This window comes from Paenibacillus sp. O199, from assembly GCF_001636635.1.
GTDB classification, from domain to species: Bacteria; Bacillota; Bacilli; order Paenibacillales; family Paenibacillaceae; genus Paenibacillus; species Paenibacillus marchantiae.
In genome coordinates this window covers 34270-47186 of sequence record NZ_LGRP01000023.1, presented here as the reverse complement: position 1 = coordinate 47186, position 12917 = coordinate 34270, and the positions used below count along the sequence as shown (strand labels likewise).

Sequence of the window (12917 nt, the reverse complement as noted above, 5' to 3'; positions counted from 1 at the left end):
CATAAGCAAACAAACCTCGTGCATACCAGGAAAATTGAGCAGTTATATCCCTATATCTCGGCAGACTTCAGATCGTCACATTAGCAGACTCCGAATGCTTCGCCATGTGTTCGTTGCTCTGCCGGATCTATTCAGTTCGTAATCACCTTAATTGTTGTAGTAACGCTTTGCATCATCTTAGCCCGTCGTTTCATGACGCTCACTCCTTCCGAAAATCAAGTTATTTCCATAATACTCCATCAGGTGATCTTAGGCAACGAATATCAAGACTGTGTAACAACCATTCGCTCTACGGTCTCGGTGTTCTCCTTATACCAAACCATAACGACATCTCCCTCTTTCAGATCAGACACCTGAATGGATGAATTAGCATTTTGGTTGTTGCCTGGGGCACCCATGCCCATGCCTTCCGTGATATCCACATCCTCACTGATGTCCAACTTCATTTCAATGCCCGTATCTTTCATTTCCATGCTTCCGCCTCTGGAGGCGCCAGGTTGTCTTCCATTTCCATTAGTCGAGCCTGTGGATGAGTTATCCTCCACCTCAAGCAACGAGATCGTGACGGTACTCCCTGTGGCAGAGATCACTCTGCCTGTAAGATCGGCATTCATCATCCCCCGCATATTGTCCTGACCACCTGTTCTGCCATTCATCCCTTGCCCCCCGCCCCTCTGTGTTCCTCCATTCATACCCGGGCCACCGCCATTCATCATTCCGCCACCGTTTATGCCTTGTGCAGAACCGGTATTCGTAATGTTCTGGGCAGTAATAACATCACAAGCAGAGAGCAAAACTGAGCAGGTCAGCAGCAAGAGTATAGCCGATATGAGATAACCATTTTTCCGCATACGGATCACCCTTTTCTCAGGGAAGAACGTTCCCAGCCGAGTTTTCTATGAAACATGAAGTTATACGCATCTTTGAATCCCATGTACGACAATACAACCAGCAGCGGATAAATGGGGTAGATATACCTCGATTTAATCTCCCACAGAATATAGAACCCGATAAATCCGAGAATAACCAGAATCAAAGAGACTTCGTCATACCGCTTTCCACGAATTCCACCGACCAAGCGAATGAAAATAAAACAGTACATCATGAAATTCATCACATAAACGATCCAAAGCACCCCCGTCCGGTAGACGGAATCTCCCTTGAATACGTCTGTTACCGCATTGGTATAACTGTAGGAGCCGGCAATTCCGCCACCTCTTCCTCCTCCCATACCCGAGGAGCTTTCGTTGCCAATGCCATATCGATCCATTTGGTAGGTACCTTCAGTCCAGGTCCAAATGATCTTTTTGTAATACATCTGGGCCAAGTCACTTAAGCTGGCTTCCGACAGCTTGCGTTCAATCTCCTGCTTGTACAGTTCTGTACTTTCAGCTTTATTATAGTTGGCTTCTCTTTGATAGATCTGGTAACTCTCCATGTTGTCCCAGAAGCCGAATCGTTCCAGATTAATACCCATGTTCAACCACATATAGACCGGTGCCGAATTTTCCCCAACAGGCTCACTTACAGCACCTGAAGATTTCAAGACCGAATTCTGAGTCCACCCTGGGACGTTAAACAACATAGCCAGTACGAAGATGGAGGCAATCACTTTCTTTAATCCAATACTTCGCATATTCAGCAGGATGGTTAATACAGCAGCAATCAGCACAATTACGCCAATACTTCGGAAGTAGTTGCCAATCGCGAGCAGAATAGCGCCAATGACAATCGTCTGCCAAGACTTTTCACGTATAAACCGAATCAAAAAGTATAAACAAGACGTTAAAAATGCCGTAGCAATTACATCGTTATAGATCAGGTTGTTCAGAAACAGGGATGGTAGATACGTGGCTGCAAAGATCAGAACCCCGTAATCACGTTCCGCCGACTTATGATTTAACTGTTTATAAATGAGATAAATCATTAATGTCGTTACCGTTGCAAACAAAATATTGAACAGCTTGATCACCAGATAATTATCCGGGAACAGGTACAGCAATGTTTTTAGATATAAGACGGTGGAAAAGTTGAACGGGAACATGTGCAGATATCCGCCCGATTCAAACGAAGAATAATCGTGATCGTAGAGCATGTTCATCGCGAGTGAAAGCACGGTCTGTGAATCATCCGTAGGCACACGTGGAAACACGAAGATAATGATGATTTGAATGGCCAGCGAACATAGCAGCACCACCGGAATGACAACCTTTGGGCTGTATTTGTTAAGCTTCAGGCAAAGGCGGTATAACCCCACACCCGATACCAGAAGCAAAGCAATTACCGGGATAAAAATACTCCACTGCTGCGTACCCAGAATCGGATTATCCCCATACAAGGTGTAGTTGTACTGCGCCCGGACAAACAGGGACGATACGATAAACACGCCGACAAAAACAAGCAGAATGAGATAAAGCGACTTATGGATCACCTTAGACATGCCAAAACTCCTTTTCCAGTACAGGATTCGGGAATAGTATAATGCCTCTACCTGAAAAAAGGCTGAATTCAGATTTGTGCTTAAGAATGCTCATTGGGGGATGATTTCAAGCACAAAAAAAGACCATCCCTTGGATAAGGTAACGGTCCCAATAGCTTCTTACAAAATATGCTGTAATCAACGAAGCAATAGAATAGGCTTAAAGGGTCGGTCGGCTACCTCGCCTTGAAGGGAGGGATGCCCTGTGACAGTGTTTGAAGCAATCATGTTGATGCTTACCTTCGGTACGCTCATCATTGCCATTCTGTCCGATAAACGCAAATAGACCGCCCTCATAGCAAAGGATCGCGGTCTATTTCATCGTGCCCTTATGTTACCGAAGCCCACCGCCCTTAAAAGCGGCTATTGCTCAGAGGAGTCGTGTTACCAGCACGGCTCTCTTTGCATTTTACGTCTAATCTGCTCTAATTATACCATACTCAAATCTTTGAAGTCACATATAAACCGTGTTAATCATCGTACATTCTCTTATATTCATGCATATATTTACGGTACCATCCACTACTTCTTTCGCTTCTTTTCCTTAGCCTTCTCCACATTGACCTGCACCCGAAATTCCACGATCCGGCGGATCAAATCTTCTGGCAATGGTTGATCCAAGGGGAATTGCACCGATCCTTTGGCTCCTTTATACCGTGAGAGTTCTTCCTTAAACGCTTCGATCCCACTGGCACCTGGGTAAAATCCGATATGCTTGGAGTACGCTGCAAAATGAACCAAGTTCCCGTGCTCTGCATACGTTGGCATCTTGTAACTGATCTTCTCCACGGCATTGGGAGCGGAATCGCGAATAACCTGTCTTAATGATTGTAATTTGACCTGTACATCCGAAGGAAATTGGGAGATATATTCATCTACCAACATATCAAAAGAGGTACTCTCTGACATCTTGAACTCCTTCCACCACGTCCAGTCGTGGTATGGGCATTTTTCACAACGTCATGGCTCGGCCATTTCGCATCAGATAATCCTCCTTGGCTTTGTAGTCGGGCATAATACTGCCCACACGGCGCCAGAACGAACGATCATGATTCATATGATGGATGTGGCATAACTCATGAATGATCACGTAATCAATCACCTCTAGTGGAGCCATCGCCAAACGGTAGTTAAACGTCAGCTTTTTATCCCAACTGCAGCTTCCCCACTTGGTCGCCGATTCTACGATGTCCACAGACTTCGGCTTCACCTTCAACTCCTGCTGGTAACGGCCGATGCGCTCACCGATCATTCTTTTACACTCGGCAAAATAAAACTTCTTCAGATTCGTACGCAATTCCTCTTCCGAACATCCCTCTACGTCAATTAACTCATGCAGTGCATGTTCTTTGCCAAAGAGCAGAAACTTCCCTTTGCCTTCCTCTTCATATTCTTTCGCTTGAGGACCGTCCAACGCCTGCTGCATCAGAGCTGATTTCGTCAAAATTACTTCCCCATGTTGCGCAACAAGCTGCCGGATCATGTCTTCGCCGGTACCATTGGGAGCCTTGATTGTGACCATATAGGGTAAATCCATCGTAATGGAAGCTTTCTTCCTTTTCCCATATTCGATGTGACAGTTAATGATGTGATTGTTTATTTCAATAGATAGCATAACCTGCTCCACTTCTTTCGATATTTCAATTTAAAAATTCTAATTTATTCATTCAAATTGTAACCCATTCTGTGACTCTATGCATAATGTTCAGCGCTATTACATATTTCATATTGAATTTTTATTCATTAATATGTATTATTATAAAATTATAAGATAGGAGGATAGATATGATCCCTACATCGAATTCGGATTATAAAACCATTGAGGAACTATCACTCAACCATTGGCAGCCCTTATCCACCTTACTTTTTGACGGATGGGTACTGCGTTTTGCACAGGGATATACGAAGCGCGCCAACTCCATTCAACCCCTTCACTACTCTACCCAAGATGTGCATGAAAAGATCGAGCAATGCGAGCGAATCTACGCTTCCAATCAATTAAGTACCATATTCAAGATTACGCCGTTTATCCAGCCGGATCATCTCGACCAGCTTTTACATGAAAAGGGGTATGATGTTGTGGATCTGAGCCGGGTCCAGACTCGGAGCTTGGATACCATTAAGGAGCCTGAGCACTCTGCTGTAAAAATGGACGAACAGTTAACCGGAGAGTGGCTGGATCACTTTTGCAGACTAAATCAGGTAAATGATCTGCATCGGGGAACGATGGAACAAATGTTGACCAACATCCGTACGCGCACAGGTTTCATCTCGCTGTTCATCGACGGACAAGTCGTTGCTTGTGGATTCGGTGTGGTGGAACGAGGCTATATTGGACTGTATGACATTATTACGGACGCTAACTTTCGGAATCGGGGATTAGCCGAGCAGATGATCCTTCATCTATTGCACTGGGGAAAAGAGAATGGCGCTACCTCCAGTTACCTGCAAGTAGTTGCTAATAATGCTCCCGCAATAAAACTATATGCCAAACTTGGATTCTCGGAAATCTATACATACTGGTATAGGATTAAGAAAGCTTAGGCTTTTCTACAATCACTCTACCAGCATGAGCCGATGGCTTTTACAAACTTGTCAATTTATTGAGGTCTGTACCCAAACGCACACTCAATTTGCCGGACATCCCTTGTGCAGAAGACATGCTCACATAAAACCAACCCGTTGACCAAGCTTGGTCACTCCAATAAGTATGCTCTTTACCATCTGCTGGGACAGTATAAGACATTTTTGCGGTTCCATCAGTAGATCCTTGGTTGATCGTGAACGTAAACACTTTCGAACCTGTGTTTTTAAAGCTCACCTTCACATATTCAAATCCCACCGGGATATTAAACTGTTTCGTAGTCGCAGTACCTGCGAGCTCCTCATTATTAATTACTGATAATGTCGTGGATGTAGTGACAACTGTTTCATTATTCATTGATGCTGTTGTTATTACTGTAGTAATGATCGCGGTGGCGGCTAGAACAGCCATTGCCATTTTTGTGATGTGTTTTATGATGTCACCTCCACCTGCTATATCTCTGTATTATACAGTTTAAGAAATCTCTCCTGTGAAAGAGCTGGTTATCAGCTCTGATTGCGCTCCAATTGTTTTTCGATCCCCAGCCTGTCGATCTGAATCCAGTATTCTGCAATTCTCTCATTCTCCACTCGATATACCGCACTCGCCATTTCAATCACGGGCAGGTTGGTCGGCGCATATCCATCCACTTCTCCAACATGAGTACCCACTTGTCTCCAGCGTACATATACTTTATCCCCCTGTGCAAGCAACTCCTGAATCTGCAGCGAAAAATCTCCGTACGCCTCAATCATTTCCCTCACATGATCCGCATAGACGGAGGGCGTTCTTGTGACTGTCACTTCCTCTTCTGAGATCACCTGGTGAGCCAGTACCTGCTCGGCCATTAGTGTATTGGCATAATCAAGATTGCGACCCGAGCGCACTTCTTCAAAAAAAGTTCTGACAATCTGTTCTGGCGTCATCCGATCCACTCCATTTTTCGTTTTATCATGCATTGTACCAGAAGTCTCAACAATTCTCACTCTCTCGCAAAGATCAATTTGACTAACTCTAATACACGATTTTCACTCTATTGTATATAGTCATAATATACCATTACATATCTTGACAATAAGTCTATATGACCATAGACTAGCAAAAGACATTAGGGAATTAATAGGAGGTTTTGCTGATAAGAGGTTCGAAAATGAGTTTTAACCAGAATGATAATGTTCGATGTTTAGATTTTTTAGAAATTAGCCTTTGCAACAACTTAGAAAAACGAGAAAGTGGTGTACCATGAAACGTTTATTTTTGATTATGTTTACGCTCACCCTGTTATTGGCTGGATGCCAGAGCAATGACAAGGAGAGTAGCCCGTCCGAGAATAACCCCACAGAAATAGTAGAAGGCTCTAGCGTATTAAGTTTGAAGCAGAAGTACGGATCTGAATCGAATAAAGCGATTATGCCGATGTATAACGTAGCTCAAGATGAAGAATTTACGTTCAAGTTTAAAGCAGATTTACGTAAAAATAACCTGTCAGCTAGTGACATTATTAGTGTACATACCGATATTAAAGCACTCAAAGCCAGCAAAGTTTATGCAATATCAGAAATCAATGACAACAATGTTTCTATTGAGCCTCTTGGATCGGGTGTACTAAGCTCCGATTCATTAAATAACACGCATCAAAGTTCTTGGGGCGGTGCCCCTATCTATTACATTCGTCTGAACTATGATCCGGATGCGGAGAAGCTAACACTGCTTAATCAACCCATCATTATTCCGTTTACAGTGAAATCGGAGTTACCTGTGCCCAACCTAAGATACGAGATTGATAAAGACAGACGGTTAAAGTTGGTCTGGGACAAGGTTGAAGGTGCAACCGAATATAAAATTTATGAGCGTTCTGACCTAACTTACTTTGATACAAACAAGCCTGTGACCGGTGCAGAGGATGCTTTTAATAATAGTCTGCCTTTAGATCTTGCGGTAACGACAGAGACGTCTTTCAATGATTTTTTGAGAGACGGAAAAGGCGGGCTCGGCACTTATAATGAACTGATAACTACTCATCAGAACCATGGTATACGAGGAGAATATTACGTCACTGCACTAGGTGGAGGAAAAGAATCCAATTTTAGCAAAGGTGTCCCTACAGCTCCGCTTGCTTCCCAGTTACCAACAGCTTTGAAAGAACAATTGTATAGGGAGAAATTAAAGAATATAGATGTACTTCCCCAAAAAACGACAGTTGAGTACAATGATGGTTCCTTAGCCCGTGAGACGATTGTTTATGATACCGCCAACGTAGAGATTTCGGAGTTCAATGAAACGAATATTCCTTTTCACGTTAAAGGAACAGCTCTGAAAAGTTACGTACGCGTAGAGAATATCACTCAAGAAGATCTGGACAAATTGAATAATCAAACGGTTGCCGAGTCCAGTAACGGACTGGTAGAACCGAAAAATGACACACCATACGTCCCTGCACCTGATGTGCCAACCATTATCAACAATCATGATACGCCTGCATCGGAAGCAGAAACAGAACCAGCAGTGGAAGCTCCATCTACGGAGTCCACAACCGATACTGGAACGTCAGAAGCCGATACTGATTCTGCATCCACCGAGGCTGACGATAATACTTCCGATAAGGCTTCCGAAGAAACTTCCAATGAATCACCTGATCCAGCTTCCGAAGTTGAAGAGGACAATCTGGTGGATGAGCAGAAATCCAATACACAGCAAAATGTGGAGCAAGGTAATCAGGAAACCGTGCCTGAGCCGGCTACAGGCGATGCAATGATCAATGCAGATTCTGCATTGGAAGAAGTTTTGGCTAAAAACATGGTTGCTGCCCAAGACAAGATCTCATTAAAAGCTTTTCCAGAGGCCCAAAATTTCACAACACTCTCCGATGTTGTCCTGAAAGTGATGTACCAGAATCCATTGATTCTGGGTGTGGAAGGTTTTGAATACAACTACGGTACACTTACCCTTTCGATCCATTACAATGAATCGGCAGATGTCATCCAGAAGAAGCAGAGCGAGATTATTGCCAAAGCAAACGAAGTTGTTGCTTCCATCATCAAGGATGGCATGAAGGATGATGAGAAACGGAAAGCCATCTACGATTATCTGAACGATAACGCGGAGTATGACGATGCAGCATTAGAAAATGCAGAACAGAACAACTTTAAAAATGTCGATGCACAGTTCAATGATTCGTTTACCACTTATGGTATCCTTGTCAAAGGTGTTGGCGTATGTGCCAGCTATGCTTCCGTCTACAAACTGCTCTCCGATCTGTCTGGACTGGAAAGCATCGTCGTAACGGGAGCATCTAGTGGTGTTCCTCATGCGTGGAATAAGGTGAAAATCGGAAATGAATGGTTCCATGTGGATGCCACCAACAATCTGACCAATTCCGGTATTCCTTACTTCCTGTACAATGCAAATGATGAGACGGCTGCAAGTCAGAAAACGATAGCCGATAAGGATTACTGGCTTGATTCCGAACTCGCCCTGTTTAATGGCGAAAGTGATGCGAACGATTATTATATACAGAACGATCTCGAAGTCGCTTCGATTAGTGAATTCAAAACGAAGGCTGAGAGTGAACTGAAAAATGGAGAAAATCGGGTGATTCTCCGTTTTGCCTCACCTGTGGACTCTGATGAGCTGATGACAGCTGCCGGTGAAGCCCTCGCTGCGGTAGATGAAGCCCTGCTGAATACGGCTCAATTGGCCACGCTCGGCAGCTACGCCATTCTGGAGCCTAACCCGGATCAGAAGTAATTCAATAATTAAGAAAAATTCCATAACAACAAAGAACTCCATTCACCTTTATCGGGAATGGAGTTCTTTGCTTCACTTGCCTATGATCACTGACCTATGACTCATAGGCTTTTTATATCCAAAATTACGGACTAACTGTACCGCCATTGGCGTTCAGCGTTTCACCGCTCACATAGCTCGATTCCTGACTCGCCAGGAACACAAACGCTGGCGCCATTTCCGCAGGCTGCCCTGCACGACCAAGCGGAGTATTAGATCCAAAATCAGCAAGCTTCTCTACGGGCTGTCCACCGACCACCTGAAGCGGCGTCCATACCGGACCTGGTGCGACAACGTTCACACGGATGCCTTTGCTGCCGACTTGCTGGGCCAGCGCTTTGCTGAAGGTGTTGATTGCAGCCTTTGTTGTCGCATAATCCAACAGGATTGGAGATGGCTTATATGCCTGAATAGAAGACGTGTTAATGATGGAGCTGCCTGGCTTCATGTGTTTCACAGCTGCTTTACAGAGCCAGAACATTGAATAGACATTGGTTTTGAATGTCGCATCAAATTGTTCTGTAGTCAGGTCGGCGATCTGCTCAACAAACTGCTGTTTACCTGCCACGTTGGCGAGGATATCGATCCCACCGAGCTCTTTTACAGCAGATTCAATGAGTTCTTCGCAGTATTTCTCATCCTTGAGGTCACCTGGAATCGCAACAGCCTTGCGGCCTGCTTCTTCGATCAGCTTGACCACTTCCTTCGCATCGGCTTCTTCCTCGGGAAGGTAAGCCAGAACGACATCCGCACCTTCACGAGCAAAAGCGATGGCGGCTGCCCGACCAATACCGCTGTCTGCTCCGGTTACAACAGCTTTACGTCCGGTCAGACGGCCGCTGCCTTTATAGCTTTTTTCACCTGCATCAGGTACAGGAGTCATTTCACGTTGAAGCCCGGGCTCATCCTGCTGCTGCTTCCAATCTGATGTTGCCTTCGGATATTGTGTCGTCGGATCTTGCATGGTGTGCTGGTCTTGATTAGCCATGTACAATTCCTCCTCGGATTTATTTTATTTATTATGTTGTTTTCATAAAAGTTGCACTCTTTCCTTTGTAACCGAGATGGGTGGAATTTAAACTGGCTCTGAACATTTCCATGGCAAACCTTCCTACTTTGAATCTCCTGTAACTGGAGGTTGTATAATAGATCCTGAGGTGATTTTATTGAATCAAAGCAAAGATACATATTCGATCGGTGAAGCTGCCAAAATGATCGGCTCGACTGTCAAAACGATTCGTTATTACGATGAAATCGAGTTGCTCCGGCCCTCTTTTCATACAGAAGGTGGTCACCGTCTTTATACACCGCAAGACGTATGGCGGCTGGAACTTATCACAACGCTACGCTATTTGAATTTTGGCATATCGGATATTCGCAAGCTGATGTCCGGTGAACTTGGCGTGTCACAGGCGCTGGATCTACAAATTGAAGCCCTGGAAACTCAGATCGGGACCATGAATTCCATGCTCTCCATTCTGCAACAAGCCAAAGAGCAGGAAGTAGAAGATACGCTTCATTCCGGACAGTCTCTTACCCATGTTTCAAGCCTGGTGGATTCGCTGACCGTCAATGCTCAAAAAAGAAAACAATTCATCTCCGCCAAAATGGAAGAATCTCACCTGCTGGACGGAATCCCCCACGAATGGAGAGTTTCGTTTCTGCATTTTTTCGATAAATACATGATGAAAGATACAAAGCTGTCTGCCCAGCAAACACTGGCATGGAAGGAAATCCAGGAAATCATCAACGATCCGGCCTACATCGCCGATCTGGCCCGCCTCGAACTTCCCTTCTTCACCATGGCGAATCATCCACAGATTGAAGCAGACGCCTGGGTGAAAAAAATGGAGACCATCCGTATTCGTGCCACCGAAGCTCTAGACAAACGTTGGCCGTTAGATAGCCCTGCAGTGCAGAGCATGGTGTGGGATTTTGTGATGATGTACGCCAGTATTGAACATGCTGGAGATCCGGAAGCATTTTTCCGCAAACAAGCTCGATATATGCTCGACTCCGTTACAGAGCGCATCCTTCGTTTTAACAAGCTCTGCAAGATCGTGAATCCTGAATGGAGCGAGATCGTGGACGGCATTAATCTGTTCCAGGAAGGCATGCGACTGCGGTTAAAACAAATGGAAGAAGTCTGAATTCCAGTCCTCTTCCATTTTTACATTCAACCTTTTTTCAATGAATAGGATGTGTGTTCTCCCACTTCACTGTCCAACTGGAGCGGTTGCCCTTTCAGATAGTGGTTAAAGAAGTCGATTGTTGTATCATTTACAATTTGGTGTGCTTTCCTTGCATCTACACCCTGTGACCATTCCAGAATGGGAGATACCAGATAGAGGTCCGAGAAGCTTAAATGTTTGGTATTACTCAGCTCCATCCAGTAGTTCCCTCCCGCGGTCACCGGTTCATAACGTGCATACACTTCTTCGTAATATTTCTCGGCTTCCGGACGAGTCGTACCCATAGCTGCAATCTCGTCGTCACTCATGACACTTGTACCTGCAACGGTTGTATCCGCGCTCATCATGAGAAACGGTTTGCCTACACCTTCAGCAGGAATACGCTTCTCTCCAAACAATACGCCATCCATGTTCATACCTGCTTTGACACGAGGATCATCCATCAGCATCTGTACGGTTGTTGCCCCGCCAAATGAATGTCCAAACATGCCGATGTTGTCCAGATCTAGATGACCGTTAAAACGCCCGTTTGCGTCATTGGCAGCCAGTTTCTCCACTTGATCCAGCACAAATTGCGCATCCTTCACCCATGTCTCGTTGAGCTTGTCCATATAACTGAACTGCAGTTGATCGAATCCTTCCTTGCCCTCCGATTCAAATTGCGACACACGCCCATCCGGGAATACCGAGACCAGACTGCTGTACGTATGATTAATGCCCACAACAATATAACCTTGACTGATCAGTTGCTCCACCTGGAACGTATTTTGGCTTTCATATCCGTGTAGGCCATGAGAGAAAAGAATGACCGGATACTTGGCTTCCGCATCAGACAATGATGCCTCCTGAATAGCATGGGTTTTGACTTGACTCAGGCATGAAAATAGAAGCTTTGGCAGCGTCAGTACATCATTAAAGGCTGTTGCATACACTTTCGGATCATTCACGTAAGGAGCCGTTGTTCCCTTGGTGTCTTTAACCGTTGGATACCAGATCTGCACCATCAGTTCCCGTTTGTCTCCGGCAGTACTCGTCAGCAATTCCTCCCGGCTCTCATCCGTCCAATCGTAGGATACCGTACCGATTCCGTAAGGTCCTGTTGGTTTATCAAACGAAAATACCGGGAACAGGAGTGGCAGCCCGATTGTCACAGCAGCGTATACCAATACCAACAGCGATGTTCCGATGATTCGAACACGTCCGAATTTCCGCATAACGGTTGATTTTGACCTTTTAGCGATTAACACAATCAGTGGAACCAGTGTGAGCAAATACGCCGGAATCATGGGCCAACGCAATCCCTCAAGCACCCCATGTACCAGCAATAATACAACCGATATGACCCATCCTCCCCACACCATTTTCCGAGGTTTGTTTCGGCCCCCAATCAACCATACCAGCATTACTACATTGAAAATAAGATAAATCCATTCCAGTGTTCTCATTATTCCTTGCCCCCTTCTCTGCCACAACTGAAATTAAAATATATCGTGCAGCAGCTCTTCTATTTCCAATCATAAAACCTCCAGTTACAGGAGATTCAAGCATGAATTTTGAAAACAAAAAAATGCACTCCCTGTATGACACTGGATCTCCCGAAGGTTCTCCCATGTATTCAAGGAATGCACGTATGATATTAAGATATTAAGTTGACTAGGGAAATTATACACCTTGCCACTACGAGTGCAGTACCATCTTCCGATCGCTCTTATCCCCAGATTTTTTGATTCAACTTTTTAAAAAGGGAAAATCCGGGTTAGCGTATGCTTCCGATGTAGCTTTCTTTCAGAAAGCTTTTAGGCGCACGCTTCGCTTCTTCAGATTGGTTTTTCCCTCTCCGTTCCGGTGTAAAATTCAGGCACAACTTCTAAACATA

Annotated in this window: 12 protein-coding genes; 4 read left to right on the top strand and 8 right to left on the bottom strand. The window is 44.8% G+C overall.

Annotated elements, in window-relative coordinates; genetic code table 11:
• Positions 1 to 263: 263 nt before the first annotated feature.
• On the bottom strand, positions 264 to 851 hold the full coding sequence (locus A6049_RS24460; protein ID WP_063567150.1) for a hypothetical protein: 588 nt from the start codon (positions 849 to 851) through the stop codon (positions 264 to 266).
• Positions 852 to 856: 5 nt separating this feature from the next.
• On the bottom strand, positions 857 to 2440 hold the full coding sequence (locus A6049_RS24455) for a glycosyltransferase family 39 protein (protein ID WP_063567149.1): 1584 nt from the start codon (positions 2438 to 2440) through the stop codon (positions 857 to 859).
• A 244-nt stretch (positions 2441 to 2684) separates the two neighbouring features.
• On the opposite strand from A6049_RS24455, the gene A6049_RS34595 reads away from it, so the two are divergent.
• Positions 2685 to 2765, top strand: a complete 81-nt coding sequence (locus A6049_RS34595; RefSeq protein ID WP_371121679.1) for a putative holin-like toxin — start codon at positions 2685 to 2687, stop codon at positions 2763 to 2765.
• 236 nt (positions 2766 to 3001) lie between these two features.
• Here A6049_RS34595 and A6049_RS24450 read toward each other — a convergent pair whose 3' ends face one another.
• On the bottom strand, positions 3002 to 3388 hold the full coding sequence (locus A6049_RS24450) for an iron chaperone (protein WP_063567148.1): 387 nt from the start codon (positions 3386 to 3388) through the stop codon (positions 3002 to 3004).
• A 43-nt stretch (positions 3389 to 3431) separates the two neighbouring features.
• Positions 3432 to 4094: a M48 family metallopeptidase gene (locus A6049_RS24445; protein ID WP_063567147.1), complete on the bottom strand. Its 663-nt coding sequence runs from the start codon at positions 4092 to 4094 to the stop codon at positions 3432 to 3434.
• Between the two features lie 170 nt (positions 4095 to 4264).
• Between A6049_RS24445 and A6049_RS24440 the strand changes: the two genes are divergently transcribed.
• Positions 4265 to 5023, top strand: a complete 759-nt coding sequence (locus A6049_RS24440) for a GNAT family N-acetyltransferase (RefSeq protein WP_063567146.1) — start codon at positions 4265 to 4267, stop codon at positions 5021 to 5023.
• A 40-nt stretch (positions 5024 to 5063) separates the two neighbouring features.
• Here the strand turns inward: A6049_RS24440 and A6049_RS24435 are convergent, their stop codons facing one another.
• Together A6049_RS24435 and A6049_RS24430 are read right to left on the bottom strand one after the other, a co-directional pair.
• Entirely contained in the window at positions 5064 to 5480 is a 417-nt protein-coding gene (locus A6049_RS24435; protein ID WP_063567145.1) for a phospholipase domain-containing protein, read from the bottom strand.
• An 89-nt stretch (positions 5481 to 5569) separates the two neighbouring features.
• Entirely contained in the window at positions 5570 to 5989 is a 420-nt protein-coding gene (locus A6049_RS24430) for an ester cyclase (protein ID WP_063567144.1), read from the bottom strand.
• Positions 5990 to 6305: 316 nt separating this feature from the next.
• Between A6049_RS24430 and A6049_RS24425 the strand changes: the two genes are divergently transcribed.
• Positions 6306 to 8810 (top strand): transglutaminase domain-containing protein, encoded by a 2505-nt coding sequence (locus tag A6049_RS24425; RefSeq protein ID WP_063567143.1) that lies wholly within the window; start codon positions 6306 to 6308, stop codon positions 8808 to 8810.
• A gap of 124 nt (positions 8811 to 8934) precedes the next feature.
• On the opposite strand, the gene A6049_RS24420 is transcribed toward A6049_RS24425, so the two are convergent.
• Complete coding sequence (locus tag A6049_RS24420; RefSeq protein ID WP_063567142.1) at positions 8935 to 9837, bottom strand: SDR family oxidoreductase; 903 nt, start codon at positions 9835 to 9837, stop codon at positions 8935 to 8937.
• A 178-nt stretch (positions 9838 to 10015) separates the two neighbouring features.
• On the opposite strand from A6049_RS24420, the gene A6049_RS24415 reads away from it, so the two are divergent.
• The gene (locus A6049_RS24415; protein WP_145921951.1) at positions 10016 to 10999 is read left to right on the top strand and encodes a MerR family transcriptional regulator; all 984 of its coding nucleotides are present in this window, start codon (positions 10016 to 10018) and stop codon (positions 10997 to 10999) included.
• A 26-nt stretch (positions 11000 to 11025) separates the two neighbouring features.
• On the opposite strand, the gene A6049_RS24410 is transcribed toward A6049_RS24415, so the two are convergent.
• The gene (locus tag A6049_RS24410) at positions 11026 to 12486 is read right to left on the bottom strand and encodes an alpha/beta hydrolase family protein (protein ID WP_063567140.1); all 1461 of its coding nucleotides are present in this window, start codon (positions 12484 to 12486) and stop codon (positions 11026 to 11028) included.
• Positions 12487 to 12917: the final 431 nt, after the last annotated feature.